The organism is Dethiosulfatarculus sandiegensis (genome assembly GCF_000931935.2).
Classification (GTDB): Bacteria; Desulfobacterota; Desulfarculia; order Desulfarculales; family Desulfarculaceae; genus Dethiosulfatarculus; species Dethiosulfatarculus sandiegensis.
Map to the genome: position 1 here is coordinate 57,170 of NZ_AZAC01000023.1, position 17,241 is coordinate 74,410.

12 protein-coding genes are annotated in these 17,241 nt (G+C 51.0%); 1 reads left to right on the plus strand and 11 read right to left on the minus strand.

Translation table 11 applies throughout. The annotated features are described in order from the left end of the window. Positions 1-68 precede the first annotated feature (68 nt). The 4 genes from X474_RS15390 to X474_RS15405 all read right to left on the minus strand — a co-directional run bounded on the left by X474_RS15390 (position 69) and on the right by X474_RS15405 (position 5,293). Positions 69-1,271 carry an MFS transporter gene (locus X474_RS15390; protein WP_197282139.1) on the minus strand — a complete coding sequence of 401 codons (1,203 nt, stop codon included), beginning with the start codon at positions 1,269-1,271 and terminating at the stop codon, positions 69-71. Positions 1,272-1,317: 46 nt separating this feature from the next. Next, on the minus strand, positions 1,318-1,944 hold the full coding sequence (locus X474_RS15395) for a class I SAM-dependent methyltransferase (RefSeq protein WP_052515266.1): 627 nt from the start codon (positions 1,942-1,944) through the stop codon (positions 1,318-1,320). A 72-nt stretch (positions 1,945-2,016) separates the two neighbouring features. Next, the gene (locus X474_RS15400; protein WP_052515267.1) at positions 2,017-4,131 is read right to left on the minus strand and encodes a TonB-dependent receptor; all 2,115 of its coding nucleotides are present in this window, start codon (positions 4,129-4,131) and stop codon (positions 2,017-2,019) included. A gap of 148 nt (positions 4,132-4,279) precedes the next feature. Beyond that, the gene (locus X474_RS15405) at positions 4,280-5,293 is read right to left on the minus strand and encodes a helix-turn-helix transcriptional regulator (protein WP_052515268.1); all 1,014 of its coding nucleotides are present in this window, start codon (positions 5,291-5,293) and stop codon (positions 4,280-4,282) included. A gap of 518 nt (positions 5,294-5,811) precedes the next feature. Here X474_RS15405 and dsrP point away from each other — a divergent pair. Then, a complete protein-coding gene (gene dsrP / locus X474_RS15410; protein WP_044350145.1) occupies positions 5,812-6,969 on the plus strand; it encodes a sulfate reduction electron transfer complex DsrMKJOP subunit DsrP in 1,158 nt (385 codons plus the stop codon). Positions 6,970-7,043: 74 nt separating this feature from the next. Here dsrP and X474_RS26535 read toward each other — a convergent pair whose 3' ends face one another. The 7 genes from X474_RS26535 to X474_RS15445 all read right to left on the minus strand — a co-directional run bounded on the left by X474_RS26535 (position 7,044) and on the right by X474_RS15445 (position 17,114). Next, positions 7,044-8,960, minus strand: a complete 1,917-nt coding sequence (locus tag X474_RS26535) for a methyl-accepting chemotaxis protein (RefSeq protein WP_052515269.1) — start codon at positions 8,958-8,960, stop codon at positions 7,044-7,046. A gap of 908 nt (positions 8,961-9,868) precedes the next feature. Beyond that, on the minus strand, positions 9,869-11,785 hold the full coding sequence (locus X474_RS26540) for a methyl-accepting chemotaxis protein (RefSeq protein ID WP_044350146.1): 1,917 nt from the start codon (positions 11,783-11,785) through the stop codon (positions 9,869-9,871). Between the two features lie 916 nt (positions 11,786-12,701). Then, positions 12,702-13,652, minus strand: a complete 951-nt coding sequence (locus X474_RS15425; RefSeq protein ID WP_044350147.1) for a threonine ammonia-lyase — start codon at positions 13,650-13,652, stop codon at positions 12,702-12,704. A gap of 130 nt (positions 13,653-13,782) precedes the next feature. Next, entirely contained in the window at positions 13,783-14,781 is a 999-nt protein-coding gene (gene cuyA / locus X474_RS15430) for a D-cysteate sulfo-lyase (RefSeq protein ID WP_044350149.1), read from the minus strand. A 234-nt stretch (positions 14,782-15,015) separates the two neighbouring features. Further along, on the minus strand, positions 15,016-15,741 hold the full coding sequence (locus X474_RS15435) for an amino acid ABC transporter ATP-binding protein (protein WP_044350150.1): 726 nt from the start codon (positions 15,739-15,741) through the stop codon (positions 15,016-15,018). Next, positions 15,738-16,394, minus strand: a complete 657-nt coding sequence (locus X474_RS15440; RefSeq protein ID WP_044350151.1) for an amino acid ABC transporter permease — start codon at positions 16,392-16,394, stop codon at positions 15,738-15,740. Before X474_RS15440 ends, X474_RS15435 begins: the two co-directional genes overlap by 4 nt. Before the next feature lie 3 nt (positions 16,395-16,397). Continuing rightward, positions 16,398-17,114 (minus strand): amino acid ABC transporter permease, encoded by a 717-nt coding sequence (locus tag X474_RS15445; RefSeq protein ID WP_044350152.1) that lies wholly within the window; start codon positions 17,112-17,114, stop codon positions 16,398-16,400. Positions 17,115-17,241 lie beyond the last annotated feature (127 nt).

Genomic DNA, 17,241 nt, shown 5'->3' on the forward strand with positions numbered 1-17,241 from the left:
TCCTTTTTCGAAGATTGCTGTAATACCAATTCTAGCAAGCCTTCAGGTTAAAGACACAGGAATTGTCTTTATCCGGGCATCAGTTTGTGATAAGAAGCCCGGCCTTTGCGATTCAGGCATGTAAACACCACCACCGGCAAAAGGCATAACCCTGCGCACATAGCGAACAAAAAGGCATAGCCGAACCTCTGGGCAATCATGCCGCTTAAGCCCATGGCAATCATGCCGCCCAAAAAGGCCAGAGATAAAAAGGCCGTAAAATCGGTACCTTCTCTCCCCAACCTGGCCAAGGACATGGCAACCGTATTAAGCACTGTGCTGATAATGGCAAAAGAAATGTAAATTCCGGCCAAGGCCCAGACAACCATAGCTCTGCTGGATGCGGGAAATGAGGCTGCCGCCAGATTGAGGCAGGTAAGCACCGCTATCAAAGCACCGAGCATAAAAATTTTGGCCGCGCCCCACCTCTTTATACATATGCCGCTTAAAACAGCGGCAGGGACCCCTAAAAGCGGCATCAGACCCAAAAGCCGGGAAATCGTCTGCCATTGAAAACCCAGGTCCAGCAACAGGGGCTTGCACATGGCCATGGCGCTGAATATGCCCGCAAAAACCGGAAGCATCACCGGAATCCACCTTACTGCGCCGGGCATTTTAAAAAAAGAAAGCAAATCCCCCCACCCGGCCTTGTGGGGCGAGGTCTTGGCCGGTTCGGCGGCCGGGATAACCGGCAAGCCCAATAAAAGGATCACAATCCCCATAACAACTAAAGTGCTTTGCCAGGAAGTAAGATAGTAAAGGGCAAGGGCCCCGCTTGAACCTAAAACAATTCCCGCCAGGTTGCCCGCAGTCTGAACCCCATTGCCCATCGCCCTTTCGTGGGGGGACAAAACCCGTACGGCAAATGCATCCACCGCCACATCCTGAGTCGCGGCCAGGGCGTAGGATATGGTCATCAAGGCCAGAAGCGTCTGGAGATCAGAGCCGAGGCTAAAATATGAGGCTGCCAAACTAAGAAGAGCAAATAAAACCTGGCAGGTGATTATCCATTTGCCGTAATGACGGGTTTTGCCTCCAAAACGGTCCACCAAAGGGGCCCAAAGGAACTTCAAGGCCCAGGGCAAAGAGACCAGACCGGTCAACCCGATAGCCTCAAGGGAAAACCCTGCACTACGCATTATCACCGGCATGGCGTTGGTGGCAAAATGCCCCGGTATGGTCTGGGCGGTGTACAGACAGGCCAGGACCAAAAATTTATTCGCCTCTTTCACCAGACAAAATCCTTGCTTTTCCCCAAACAAACACCGGCGAGAGGCATCATCCTTTTACCCCCTTTACAACCATCAGCCTCGGACACATAAAGGCCCTGGCGTAATGGACCATGACCTGGTCAAAGCCCGCCACCTTGAAAAGGGTTTTCATTTCTTTCTCCGAATAAATGCGAATTCCGTGCTTTGCCACCCGGTCGCTGTGGTTTTGACCGTCTTCCGCGTTCCAGCCCAGGCTTATAACCAACCTACCCTGGTTTTCGAGAACCCTGTTGATTTCGGCCAAGGACTTTTCCGGTTCAGGCCAGAACATGAAGGTGCCTGTACCCGAGGCCGCGCTGAAAGACCCCTCCGGCCAGGGCAGGCTTGCGGAATCCGCTTCTTTTATCACGGTGAGGCCCTGCTCCACCCTTTTTCGGTTCCGCTTAACAGCCATATGCACCATCTCGGGAGAATGGTCCACACCAGCTGATTTATGCACCTGTTTTGAACAGAGGGCCAAAAACTCCCCGGAGCCGCACCCCACATCCAACAGATTGTCCTTTCCTGAGAGTTCAAGGGCGTCGGCCACCGCCTGGTATTCCTTTTTATGGGCAAAACGCATCAACTGGGCAAAAAACCGTCCCTTGACGCCCATGGGCCTGCCTGCAAGTGAATAGTCTTTTTGGGCTTGCATGAATTATCCTTATCAAAGTTCGCCGGCAAGGCCTTTTCAGCCTTGCCGGTTCTGGTTGTAACTGTTTAAAAATTAAAAACGGATGCTTAAGCCTGCGCCGATGGTTAAAGGCGCACCCGCACGGCCATACCAGGCACCGCCGCTGCCAAAGGCGCGGGTGAAATAATCCGTATCAAACAGGTTGCGCGAAAAGAGATAAAGGTCAAAGGTATCTGACTCATAACCCAGTTTCAGCCGGGCCAGGCCATAATTATCCTGGGCCGTGGTGTTGGCCGGATCAAAATAGATCTTGCCGAAATGCCGATACCCCGCGTTTACAGAAAAGCCCCCGCCAAAACGATATGTGGCGGCCAGATTCAGGGTGTATTCCGGAGAATCAATCACCTTATTACCGCCAAAGGATTCCGTGCCTGTTTGGTAATCATCATAAGCGGCATCTGTATAAGATGCCCCGGCCACAAGCTCCAGCCCCTGGGCCAGGATGGCGGTGATCTCCAGCTCCGCCCCCTGGCTGGAGGCCTTGGCCGCATTGTCAATGTAAACCGACGCTCCGTCCAAAGTGGAGACTTCCACCTGCATATCCGACCAGTCTATGTAAAACAGGGCTGTGTTCACCTTGAGGCGCCCGCCCAGCCAAGAGCTCTTAAGGCCAAGTTCATAGTTCCAGGTGAACTCGGGCTTATATGAAGTCCCCAAGTCCTCCTTGTCATTAAATCCACCGCTTCTGAACCCCCGCGAAACGCTGGCATAGGGCGTCAGGTTCTCAAACAAATGCAAACTTACAGAGGCCTTGGGCAACCAGGCGTCAAAAGTGTCTGAGTTATCCCCTTGTTCGGGGCCATAACCCATAAAGCCCAGCGTCGGCCCGCCGGGAGACTGGTTATAGTCAAAATCCTTGTCTTCCCTGTCATAGCGCAGGCCCAAGGTGGCGGTCAGCAGATTATCAAAGGTATAGGAAACCTGGCCGAACCCGGCCAGGGCAGTAGTTTGTGTCTCGCTATCCTGGCGCAGATACTCGCCGGGCATTCCCATGCCCATATTCATAAAATTCATCCAGGTTTTGTAATTCCTTTTGTCTTTCTCGGAAAGGGCGAAAAGGCCGAGCAGCCACTGCCAAGGGGAGCCTGCGTCATCAGACAAAAGACGTAATTCCTGGGAAACGTTTTCCAGATCCCGATCAATATTCAGTCTCATAAGGTCAAAGGCGGTAAAATCAACGTCATTGTTGGCGCTGAGTTCATCTTTCCTGGCGGAAGTTATGGAAACCAGTCTCATTTTGTTAAAGCGATAATCAGCCCGCAAAGCCAGCGAATCTGTATCGTTTTTTGCGTCCCCCTCGTAATCAACGGTAATGCTTTTACGGGGGTCGTCCGAATCAAGCAGGGAGAACGGTGCGTATTTGGGCTGTTTATACCGCATTAAGGCATAGGTTAGATCCATCTCCAACCTGTCTGTGGGGGTGAACCTCAGGCAGATGCGGCCATCTAAATTTTCCTGACTGCCCAGGTCATCGGCATCGTCAATCTTGCTCTCAAGATAACCCCGGGTGTCCAGATAATGCAAAGCGGCGGAAAGGCCGAGCTTATTCTTAACCAGGGGGCCGCTTATCTTACCGGCAACATCATAGGTGTCAAAGGAGGAGACCTCTGCGCGTAGGCTGTTTCGCCATTCATCACCGGGTTTTCTGGTTATGATGTTAATGACTCCGGCCTCTGCCCCGCGGCCATACAATGTGCCCTGGGGCCCCCTGAGCACCTCGATCCTTTCAATATCAACCAGGTTGTATTTCAGGGTTGGATAATAAATGTCATCAACATAAAAACCGATCGCCGGCAACTGAATCATGCCCCCGGTTATGCCCCGCATGGAGGCGTAGGTCACCATGCCGCTGCCTGCGTCGGTGATATACAGATTCGGCACCAGGTCCATCAGGTCAACCGTATTTTTGAGGCCGTTGTCTACAATGGACGCATGGTTAACAACCGAAACGCTCACCGGAATATCCTGAGCCGAAGACTCCCTTTTCTCCGCGGTAACGGTCAGCCCCTCCAGATCGTAACCCGAGCTTTCAGCCTGTTTTTTTGATTGGCTGCTCCCTGGCTGTTCCGCCCGGGCATTAGCCAGGGGCAGAACGCAAAGAGCCCAGAGTAAGGCCACCCCCCAAACAGACCACTTTTTCCCCGACATTGACACCTCCCTATTGCATAAGCTTTGAGACTGCAGATAAGAATCCAGAATTATCCATTTCCAAGGGGCAGTATATTCTTTATGCAGGTAAGGCATAGAACATTAGGAATTCTTAATTGTATTTGAAGGCCAGAATATCAAAGAAAGGCTAGTAAGTTTGGAGTTTCCCCGCCACGGCAGGGCTCTTAAGGATTTGTTCGCGGTTTTTGGAGTACTTACCCGGTGTGGCGCCGTAATGAGCTGAAAAAGACTTGATAAAGTGAGAAGTGTCGCTATAGCCCAGGGCATGGGCTATTTCAGTAATGCTCATTTCGCCTTCAAGCAACAGGCGACTGGCCTCCTCCAGGCGGGCTTGCCTGAAGAGTTCAAAAGCGGTGGCCCCATAGGCTTGACGAAATCCCGTCTTGAGTTTGGTGGTGTTTATGCCGACCAGGCGGGCCAAGCCTTCCAGATTGGGCGGATTTCTGAAGTCTGAAAGCAAAATCCGCCTGGCTTCCTCTATGCGCCTTTTGTCTTGAAAAGACAATTTTACGGTTTTCGGCCTTTCTCTTTTTGGCAATGCCTCCTGCAACTGGCAGGCTATCAGCTCCATGGCCTTACCCTTAAGATAAAGACGCCTTAACCCGTCGGAAACCGGGTAATTGCATATCTCATCTATCACCGTGCGGGCTTTCAGACTCATTCGGTTGACCGTGAGATAAGCCCCCGGACTGGGGTGTTCCACCAATTTGCGCAGATCCCTGGGCAGCAGACTGAGATCCTGATCCAACATCTTCCCCAGTTGAGCGGGCGACAGGTAAATATTTAAAAAGCACATATTCTGGGGAGCGGGAGTCTCGGCCCGGCAGGTGGCCTCGGGAGTAAAGGAGGTGACCACCGTCCCGGGCCTGCATACAATCTTGCGGGAGCTGAGGCTGGAAAACTCAAAGCAGGCCTTTCCCACCCCGGCCAACTGAAAGGAAAAAATCAAAGGCGACTGGAAAAGCGGGAAAACACGTTTCAAGGGATTCTTTGCACTGCACCTGAAAAAGACCATTTCCAGGCTGGGGGCAAGCGTGACATGGCTGACCTGTTCAGGGGAGAGGTCGTTAAATTCCCTTAAAAAACCCCAGGATGAGTCATTTATGGAACGACTGACACCTTTTTGGGGAGTTAACATCATGATTTTTCATCCTAAATCAGGTCTGATCAACCGGTTGCGCCCCCGACTTTCAAGGCTTTCATACTTTTAATGTAAATTTAATTTATTAGTTATACCTAACATGAGCATATGTCAACCCCTGATTTCATACCCCTGACTTGCCTTCCGGCCTTTTTACACTGCACCACCGGCAACGAAACCATTCAGGAATTTTCCAGGCTTAGCCGGATTAAACCAAGTGCTGAAGACCGGTAATTCCATTATTGTGCTTTTACTTCAGTTGGTATAGGATAAGGCGCAATTCAACGAATAAGCCCTTGACTGCCCGCGCTTAATGGCAAGGGGAGGATATACGGCGACTATAAGGGCGATCGTTAAATAATGTGATTATCGGGATTTCCGGCAGTAAAGCCATATTCATCACAAACGGTTTCCGGAAAACCAAGACTGGTAAATTCACTTACCCCATTTGGATAAAAGCCTGAAACCAGGACCCTGGCCGTCGGGCTTGCCATGGTCCGCCTAAGGAGGAAAGGCTCATGCTGGAGTTGGCACTCACAGGGACCAGACGCTACTGGAACTGGGTTCTGTTTTTACTGGTGATTATAGCGGCCGGATTCGGAGCCTACATGGTGCAATACCATGAAGGCCTTGCCGTAACCGGTTTGAGCCGGGATGTCTCCTGGGGGCTTTATATTGCCCAGCTAACCTTTTTGGTGGGCGTAGCCGCATCTGCGGTGATGCTGGTTCTTCCCTATTACCTTCATCACTATAAGGATTTCGGGCGCATAACCATCCTGGGCGAATTCCTGGCCATCTCAGCCGTGATAATGTGCATCCTGTTTGTGTTGGTTGACCTAGGCCAACCGATCCGAGTATTAAACACCCTTTTGCACCCCTCGCCGAATTCAATCCTTTTCTGGGATATCGTGGTGTTGCAGGGGTATTTGTTTTTGAATCTTATCATCGGTTGGACCACCCTGGAGGCCGAACGCAAACAAGTTCCCCCGCCCTCCTGGGTTAAGCCCTTGATTTATCTTTCCATACCATGGGCGGTCTCGATCCATACGGTCACAGCCTTTTTGTATGCCGGACTTCCGGGCAGGGGCTACTGGCTCACCGCCATCATGGCCCCGCGTTTTCTGGCCTCGGCCTTTGCCGCAGGCCCCGCGGTCCTGATTCTTCTTGGCCTTTTCATCCGCCGCTTCACCAGCTTCGACCCGGGTAAAAAAGCCATACAGACCCTGGCCAAAATTGTGGCCTATGCCATCATCCTGCACCTGTTCTTCTTTTACCTTGAAGCCTTCACAGTGTTTTACAGCCAAATTCCCGGACACATGGATCACTTCATCTATCTTTACTTCGGGCTCCACGGCCACTACTCCATGGTGCCCTTTATGTGGGCGGCCATGCTCATGGGCCTTGCTTCGATAGTGCTTTTGGTGGTTCCGAAATTCAGGCAAAATGAAAAAATACTCGCCGTAGCCTGCGTAATGGTCTTTGGCTGCACCTGGATCGACAAAGGCCTGGGCATGATGGCAGGCGGCTACATACCAAACCCCATGCACGAGATAACCCCCTACACCCCCACCGGTCTTGAAATAGCAATAGCAGTGGGAGTCTACGCATTGGGAGCCCTGATACTCACCCTGCTTTACAAGACCGCCCTGGGAGTTAAAAGGGAAGTGGAAGAATAGAAAGACTTCTAATTGAAAATAAAGGCAGGGCATCTTACATGACGCCCTGCCTTTTCATTTGGCCAAATTAAATCTTAAAAATCCGCGAAATCTTCATCATCCAACGGCAGGGCCGACGCCTTCTTGGGAGGCGCTGGAGGCTTGTTTGCCTTGGGGCGGGCAGAATCGGCCATTTTTTGAGGTGTATGAGGTGTCTGTCCGGCTGAACTACGGGGCACCCTTGGGCTGGAAGAAGCCCTTCCTTTGCTGCCGTAAACCACACTCATCAGGCGACCGGCAATGCTTGCGATTTCCTCGGACTGGGCACTCAGCTCCTCGGCCGCGGCTGCGGATTCCTCAGCGCTGGCAGCCGTGTTTTGGGTTACCCGATCCATGGCTGTAACCGCCTTGTTGATCTGGTCAATACCCTGGGCCTGCTCACTGGAAGCGGCCGCGATTTCACTTACCAATCCCGCTGCCTTGGTGGCGTTTTCCGCCACTTCGGAAAAGGCTCCGTCCACTTCCTTGGCCAGGTTCACCCCATGATCGATGCGGGTGATGGTTCCGGCGATCAACTCGGCCGTGTTCTTGGCAGCCTCGGCAGCCCGCATGGCCAGGTTGCGCACCTCATCGGCCACCACAGCAAACCCGGCTCCCGCTTCACCGGCCCTGGCAGCCTCCACAGCGGCGTTAAGGGCCAAAAGATTAGTCTGGAAGGCAATTTCATCTATGCTCTTGATGATTTTGCTAATTTCCTCCCCTGCCTGGGCAATCTCATCCATGGACTGGCGCATCTGGCTCATACTCTGGCCAGCAGTTTTGGTATGGGTGCCCACCGCTCCCATCAGGCTGTCGGCCTCAGAGGCGTGTTCCGCGTTCTGCCGGGTCATGGAGGTGAGTTCCTCCAGGGAAGCGGAGGTCTCTTCAATGGAGGCCGCCTGTTCACTGGTGCCTTCGGCCAGGGACTGGCCGGACTGTGCCACCTCGGTGGAAGCGGATGCAACCTGGCTGGAACCGGCTTCAAGTTGCTCGGCGGCGTTGCTGATGGGTTTGGTTATGGAGCGGGTCAGTAAAAACACACCCACCACGGTTATCACAAGGGCAATCAAGCCGATGAGTAAAGAAATATTGCGAATATTATAGGCTGGGGCCATGAACTCATCTACATCCTGAGTAAAGGCCACAGTCCAGCCGGTTATGGGCACAGGAGCGAAACCACAGATCTTGGATATCCCGTTAAAAAGATATTCTTCAACTCCCTTTTCTCCGGCCAGCATGCGTTTGTTTATATCTTCCATACCGGCCAGGTTGGAGGCGTTCAGGGCCAAAATATGCTTGGAGACCGGATGGGCAACCACCACGCCTTTTCGATCCACCATCCAGGCATAACCGGTTTGGCCAACCTTGATTGCGGTAATTTTCTTTGAGAGTTCGGTTGTCTGCAAAATTGTAGCCAGCATTCCGCTGATACTGCCATCATCACTTTTCAAAGGAGTCGCGATTACCACAATCGCATTACCGGACAGCTTTGATTTTATAGGGGGGGAAATGGTGGTATCACCCTGCATGGCTGCCTTGAAATAAGCACGTTCTCCCACATTTATATTAGTAGTTTTACCGTTCTTACTATCAGCAATTACCTGACCTTTTTTGTCTGTTATAATGATACTCTCGTAACCGTCACCAAGGGTTTTTCCCAATTTTGCCAACCAGTTATTAGCCGAAACAATCTGCTCAGCAGCGGCCATCCGCCCTTCGGATCCGGCCTTGGCTGCCGCACTGGTCAGAAGGGCGTCTGTCGCCACCGCCTTTGTGAGTTTGACTTCCTGGGATAGAATACTTTGGGCCACCTCTGCCAGAGAAGCGGCTAAATTGGATACCTGGGAAGAACCCTGTTTTTGCAGAGCGTCGGTGGCATTGATAACCCCAGTGGCGGCAACTACAACCAGTGGTATTAAAACCGCCAAAATCCCACTCAGCATTAACCTGAAAGCCACGCTGCGTTTCTTCATGATCTATCTCCCTGAGGGCAAGGCTTCGCGCCTGGTTTTACCGACCCTTTGAGCTAAAGGTCGGCGAAAATCAAACGAATCTAGAACTGTAAAAGTTTTTTATTGTTATTGACTATCAAAAAACCAAAAGCACAGTTTAATTCAGAGCCGTAACTCCAAAGAAAAAACAGGAGATAGGAATAAGGAAGTAAAAGTGTGCCATTATAGAGCGTACGAATTCACTGAACAGCAATAAGTTAATGGAGCAGGCTGTTTGTTAATAGTATACTCCCAAAATTGTTACTGCCTATAGTTTTAAACTATTTTCGTTGTTTTTTATTATTAAAATTAAACGAGTGTAAAGGCAGCAAACCAAGGCCACAGTACAACTTTTTTATTATTCCAATCAGTAACGCTCCCACTTTAAACGCTCTTGAGCCGTAAAATCGGGAATCAGCTAACGACCCGCAAAAAAAGACTATTTAAATATGTTAATCCAGAGATGCCTCCGGTTTTACCCATTAACTAAACATTAGTATATTTTATTTTTAAAATCAAACTTTTTTTCAATTACCAAAAGTATTATTAACGAAAATTTGGTCTACCGCATTTTCACTTAACTAAACTTAAATCAATTTCTCCATCAACGGATCAAGTCAAGGCGACATTTTTCCCTGTCAATTTGTCTTTTAGTAAGGTGCAGCAGGTATGTATAAATAAAAAAGATGGCACCTGAGAAGAATGATTCTTAATAAAATATATTACAAAATATATAATTATGTCTTTTTGAGGCTTATTTTCAGAACAAAAACCAGTTTCTCCGCCGGACCTGTTTATTTCTCTTTACGGGGGGGCTTGCCAGCAACAAACACCGCAAACCGCTTACGCGGTTTGCGGTATCAATTGGAAAACCTTTGAAAGGAGATTAATTAAAAATCAGCAAAGTCTTCATCATCAAGGGGCAAGGCACCTTTCTTTGTCCTGGCCGCGGCAGGGTGGGGGTTTGCTGTTCTTTGAATTGCCGCAGCAGCCGTTTTCTTATGTTCAATCTTCGGCACTACTCGATCAGTAAGCTTACTCGCATCGCCGGAAGCTTTTTTACTGCCATAAACCACAAACATGAGGCGACTGGCGATGCTTGCGATCTCTTCGGACTGGGCGCTCAGTTCCTCGGCCGCTGCCGCAGACTCCTCCGCGCTGGCCGCTGTATTCTGGGTCACCTGGTCCATGGCGGTGACAGCCTTGCTGATCTGGTCAATACCCTGGGCCTGTTCATTGGAAGCAGCCGCGATTTCACTTACCAATCCGGCTGCCTTGGTGGCGTTTTCAGCCACCTCGGAAAAGGCTCCGTCCACTTCTTTGGCCAAATTCACCCCATGATCAATGCGGGTGATGGTTCCGGCGATCAGCTCCGCCGTATTCTTGGCAGCTTCGGCAGCCCGCATGGCCAGGCTGCGGACCTCATCGGCCACCACTGCGAACCCGGCTCCCGCCTCACCGGCCCGTGCCGCCTCCACAGCGGCGTTAAGGGCCAACAGGTTGGTCTGGAAGGCAATCTCATCGATACTCTTGATAATCTTGCTGATTTCTTCCCCTGCCTGGGCAATCTCGTCCATGGACTGGCGCATCTGGCTCATGCTCTGGCCAGCAGTTTTGGTCTGAGAGCCCACCGCGCCCATCAGGCTATCCGCCTCTGAGGCGTGTTCCGCATTCTGCCTGGTCATGGAGGTGATTTCCTCCAGGGAGGCGGAAGTTTCTTCAATAGATGCCGCCTGTTCACTGGTGCCTTCGGCCAGGGACTGGCCGGACTGGGCCACCTCGGTGGAGGCGGCTGCAACCTGGCTGGAACCGGCTTCAAGCTCCCTAGCCGCGCTGCTGATGGGCTTGGTAATGGAACGGGTGAGCCACAATACACCAACCACGGTCAACACAAGGGCAATAACCCCGATGATTAGTGAAATGTTGCGGATGTGATAGGCAGGGGCCATGAACTCATCTATGTTCTGGGTAAAGGCCACACTCCAACCGGTTATAGGCACCGGAGCGAAACCGCATATTTTGTGAAACCCTTTAAAATCATATTCCTCAATACCGCTCTCTCCCGCCAACATCCGCTTGATAACAGTTTCCATGCCGCCCAGGGTTGAAGCATTAAGGGTGAGGATATTTTTAGGATTGGGATGGGCGACAAAAACACCTTTTTGATCAACCATCCAGGGGTAGCCGGTTTCCCCTACCCTGATGGAGGTGATTTTCTTGGAAAATTCAGTGGTCTGGATAACCGTTGCCAGCATACCGTTGATTCTGCCGTCATCACCTCTTACAGGGCTGGCGACCGCCACCACCGGATGACCGGATATCTTGGATTTTATTGGCGCGGAAATGGTGCTTTTACCCTGCATGGCGGCCTTGAAATATTCACGGTCCGCCACATTTATGTTACTGCTTTTGCCGCTGTTGCTGTCTGCAATAGTCTGACCGTTCTTATCGGCAACGATAATCATCTCGTAGTCGTTTCCCAGGCTTTTACCAGCCTTGGTCAACCAGTTGCTGGCCAGGGTCTGCATCTCAGAGGCAGCCAAGCTACCTTCTGTTGCAACTTTGGCCGCCACCCCGGTCACAAGGGTGTCCAAGGCCATCTCTTTTACCAGTTTTACTTCCTGGGAAAGAATACTCTGGGCCGTCTCGGCCAGGGCGGCCGCAACTTTAGAGACCTGAGAAGCTCCTTGTTTTTCCAAGGCTTCTGTGGAATTGATCACCCCGGCCCCGGCCACCACAACCAGAGGTATCAAAACCGCCAATACACCGCTCAGCATCAATCTGAAGGCTAAGCTGCGTTTTTTCATAATCCACCTCCCTGAACCAAGGATTTTCCACCCTATCCACCCTGTGTTGCAAAACCGGTAAATAAGGTTTTTCAGACACACATATTAGGTCCTTTGCCGATACGCGAATTCACGCAACCAAGGACTTTTTTTTGAGCCAAAGCTCCTGGAACAAGACAAATATATGAGGGGGCGGGAAGCGGCGTAAACAGAGGGAGGGAGGCAATATGGTACTCTGGGCGCGGGTGCTTCTTGGGAGCAGGCTATTTCTAATAAATATACTACCAATTATAATTATGACTATAGGATTAAGCTATTTTTTTACCGTTCACTACCTCCTCTGGAAATTTTTGTGACATTAAAAAGTAGACAAAATCGGAAACAGATCGTTGAGCCAAGCTGCTCCTAACCTGGACGCCGGTACTATTTCACAAAGGTACCACTGCCGATGAATCTCATTCAAAAAATATAGTACCACCGAAAATTCTACTTTTAACTATATGATTTCACAATGTTTATTAAGTTAAATCCTGATTTTGTAACCTTATTTACAACTGGATTTTAAAAAAACCGTTCAGAGCCTTTCCACCAATTTTAGATATATTATCTAAATAGATAACCGATATTTTAAGTAGCCCAGCACCATCTACCCCTTCTGAGAAAAGAAGGTTACTTTCCTTTTGAAGAACCGAATTTAAAAGAAGTAAACCCATGCGGGTCGCTTTGCGATTAAAGTCCCACTTAGGATGACCGTACAAATTGCCTAAAAATGAACAACCAATCATTTAAAATTGTTAAAAACCTCACAAAACAGCAACAGGCAAACTTTAAAACAACCTGATCTATAATTTCAATTTATACAGCCCAAAAACAAGTTGCGGCCCGGTGGTTTGGTTCACCGGGCCGCATAGGCAGGAAGCCACTTCATTAATAAAAATCAATTCCAGGGCAGTGAGGCCAAATCCACATTACCGCCGGATATAATCACTCCCGCCCTTTTCCCCTTTAAATCGACCTTTTTGGTCAAAAGGCCCGCCACGGGAACAGCGGAAGAAGGCTCAATGATTATCTTCATACGCTCCCACACAATCCGCATGGCGCTTATGATCTCTTCATCGCTCACCGTGACAATATGGGATACATATTCCTGCAACACGGGAAAAGTAAGGTTGCCGGGTGCAGTCAAAAGACCGTCCGCCACTGTGTTTGGATTTTTCTGAGGCACGATCTCGCCTTTTTGCAGGGATTGCCAGGCAAAATTGGAGCCCAGGGGCTCAACCCCCACCACCTCGATCTTTTCCGAAATTCCCTTTACCGCCAGGGCGGTTCCTGCCATAAGCCCCCCGCCGCCCACCGGAGCCAGCACCAGATCCAGGTCTGCCACCTGGTCCAAAAGCTCCAGCGCGGCAGTGCCCTGGCCTGCCATAACCAAATGATCATTATAAGGATGAACCATTTTGGCTCCGGTTTTTTGGGCCACTTCCGCAGCCAGGGCTTCCCTGTGGGCCTGGGTGGGTTTACTGAGGTAAACATTGGCCCCATAGCCCTTAACCGCATTCAGTTTCACAGTGGGAGCATTCTCGGGCATGACAATCTCAGCCTTGATCCCTCTGGTCTTGGCTGCCCAGGCCAGGGCCCCGGCATGGTTGCCCGAAGAATGGGTCAAGACTCCTTTGGCTGCCTCTTCATCGGAAAGGGAAAACACCGCATTGGTTGCTCCCCTGGCCTTAAAGGCTCCCACCTTCTGAAAATTCTCGCATTTTAAAAAGACCTCGCCCCCGCAAAAGCCGTTTAAGGTTTCAGACGTGCAAACAGGAGTGCGGTGAATGTAAGGCCTTATGCGTTCCGCAGCTTTTTGGATAGCTGTGAGATCCGGACGAGGAATCATGAAAAGCAGATCCTTTCCCGGCCCTTACTATTCAAACCACAAGTAAGGGCCTTTATTTGGTTTCTCTTTGGTAATTGCCTTTAAAGGCCCTTACCAAGCAACTACTGGGGGTAAGCTAAAAAATAAACTATCACTCCATGAAACTGTCTTCATATACATGCAGAGCGGGCGAACCACCGGTATGTACAAACAAGACTTTTTCATCTTTTTTGAAAAAGCCCGTTCTGATCAGGTCAAGCATACCGGCCATGGCCTTGCCAGTGTAAACCGGGTCCAGAAGTATGGCCTCGGTCTTGGCCAGGGTGCGGACCGCATCCACCATGGAGTCTGTGGGAAGGGAGTAACCAGGCCCCACATAATCACCAAAGCAAAGAATTTCCTCCCTTGGCAGCTCCTCTCTCACACCCACATGCAGGGCCGTAGCCTTTGCCAGGTCATAGACCAGTTTTTCCTGATCTTCCTTGGTGCGGCTAACATTGACCCCCACCACCGGCACCTGACTGTTGTTGCCGAAAAAGCCCACCACCAGCCCGGCATGGGTCCCGGCGCTGCCGCTGGGGCAAACCACCCGGTCAAACTTGATCCCCATCTCAAAAGACTGGTTCAGTATCTCTTCGGCGCAGGCCACGTAGCCGGTGGCGCCGATAGTATTAGAGGCTCCGCCCGGAATCACGTAGGGTTTTCTGCTCTGGGCCTTTAGCCCGTCGGCCACTTTCTGCATTTCCTTAGCCATATCCGAACCGCCCGGAACCACGATTATTTCCTCAACCCCCATAAGTCGGTAAATCAGGTTGTTGCCCATGGCCCTGGGCCTGTAACTACCGGCCACCCTCTCCTCTAAAACCAGACGGCACTTGATGCCTTCCTTGGCTGCGGCGGCCAGGGTCAGGCGGCAGTGGTTTGACTGCACCGCGCCGCAAGTGATAAGGGTGTCCGCTCCCTGGGCCAAGGCATCGGCCACGACAAACTCAAGCTTGCGGGTCTTGTTGCCTCCTGCGGCCAGGCCGAGCATATCATCCCTTTTCATGTATATCTCAGGCCCCCCCATAAAGGTCGTCAAGTTATTCAGCTTTTCGATCGGAGTCTGTCCCACGGTGTAGCGGCGACGGGGAAAACGCGCCAAATTCATCTTGATTCTCCTTTAAATAGGCCCGTACACAACGGGCATTGGCTTAACTTGTCTCCCTTGGCATTGGGCAACTACCGGGAAACATCTATATTGACCCCTTTTGCCGGGCCGGAGTCAAGGACAATGGTGAGTCTTCGGGCAGCAGGGGCCGGGCTTTGGCAAAACCTGTCCAATTACAGCATGCAACCCATTTGTTTTTGGGAATTTCACCAACCGTATCATCAACCCAAATTCCTAATCTAAAATCTGGCTTAAGAATTCCTTGGCCCTGTCTGTTTTGGGATTATTAAAAAAGGTTTCAAAGGTGCCCCTTTCCACAATTTTCCCGTGATCCATGAATATAATTTCATCGGCCACTTCCCTGGCAAAACCCATCTCATGGGTCACACAGACCATGGTCATGCCTTCCCTGGCCAAATCCACCATGACATCCAGAACCTCTTTGATCATCTCCGGGTCCAGGGCGCTGGTGGGCTCATCAAAAAGCATATATTTAGGCTCCATGGCCAGCGAACGGGCTATGGCCACTCTTTGCTGTTGCCCGCCTGAAAGATTGGCCGGATAGGCATGGGCCTTGTCCGGCATTCCCACCCTTTCCAAAAGCAGCATGGCCTTTTCCTCGGCCTTTTTACGAGGCCAGCGCCGCACCTTCATGGGGGCCAGGGCTATATTCTTAAGTGCTGTCATGTGGGGATAAAGTTCAAAGCGCTGAAAAACCATGCCTATGCTTTCCCTTAACTTGTAAAGGTTGACCTTGGGGTCGCTCAGGCTTTTTCCATCCACAACAATCTCGCCTTTTTGAAAAGGCTCCAATCCGTTTATGCAGCGCAGAAGCGTGCTTTTCCCCGACCCGCTGGGGCCGCAGACCACCACGGTCTGGCCCTTTTCTATGGTTTCGGTGATATCTGTGAGCACATGAAAATCATCGAACCATTTGTTCAGCTTTTGTATCTCGATCATATGATATTGGCCTTTCTGCCCAGTTCCTCGTAGTAACGGGAGATGCGAGACCCCACAAAACAGACGATGAAATAAACCAAAGCCGCGAACCCGAAGAGCTCAATGGAGCGCACTTCCAGGTTGTCAACAATGGAAGCCCTTCTGACCAGTTCGGGCAGACCGATGACAAAGGCCAGGCTGGTGTCCTGAAACGTCACTATGGACTGGGTTATCAGGCTGGGCAACATGCGCCGCATGGCAATGGGGATGCTGATATGGCGGGCGGTCTGAAAATAGGTCATGCCGGTTGAATAGGAGGCGTTTATCAAATCCTTGCTTATAGTCTGGTAACCGGCCCTGAATATCTCCCCAAAATAGGTGGCCTCAAACATAATAAAAGAGACCACCGCCGCCCAAAAGGGGTCCATGGCCTCTCCCACCAAAAGGGGCATAATGAAATAAAACCAAAAAATGACCAGAATCAAGGGAATGTTGCGCAGAAAATTGACATAGGCTGTTACCGGATAATAAATCCAGGGATTTTTGGAAAGCCTGGCCAGACCGGCCAGCATGCCCAGAAATATGCCTCCGGCCAGGGCGAATACAGACAGCTTAACCGTCACCCACAACCCGCCCATCAGATAGGGGAAGTTCCTGGCGATCACATCAAACATGGGCTACCTCCCCACCAGGCCGGGAATTTTGAACCTTTTTTCAACTATTCCCATAAGCCGCACCACGGTCATGCCCAAAAACAGATAGATGATCATGGCGCCGGTGGTGGATTCCAGGCCGTGGAAGGTTTCCGCATCTATCTGATAGCTTTGAAAGGTAAGTTCGGCCACACCAATGGTCATACAGATTGATGTGTTTTTAAATATGGTCAGAAACTCGGTGGTCAATGGCGGTATGGTCAGGCGCAGGGCATAGGGAATGATTACATGCCAATACATCTGAAATCGGGTCATACCGGTTGAGAGCACGGCCTGATACTGGTCCCTTCCTATGGAGGCAAAACCAGCCCGCAAATGCTCCGCCACCCTGGAGGCGGTGTAGAGCCCCAGGCCAAATATCGAGACGTATATATTCAACCCGGATATGCGGTTGATCTCTCTGGAAAGGGTCTCGCCAAACAGCATGGGCCCAGCGTAGAACCAAAAAAACATCTGCACTAATAACGGTATGTTGCGCAACACCTCGGTGTAGGCGGTTCCTATGAACCTCAGGCTGCGATAGGGGGTGATCCGCAGACTGCCCACCAGTATCCCCAAAGCCATGGCCAGTATCCAGGCGGTAAGCCCGATAAAAATGGTGAGCCCCAACCCCTTGAGAAGCCAAAGGCCATAGGGCATGCGCCACAGCACGCCCCAATCAAACTCATAGCTCAGCCCCATGAATCACTCCCGGTTATAGAGCGGTTTGGTAGCGGGCTTCCGGACCGGGGTGATATTCACTCCCCGGCCCGGAAGGCAGGTTGGCTGATTACAGGCTTTTTTTGACAAAATCCGGAAAGCCCCTATC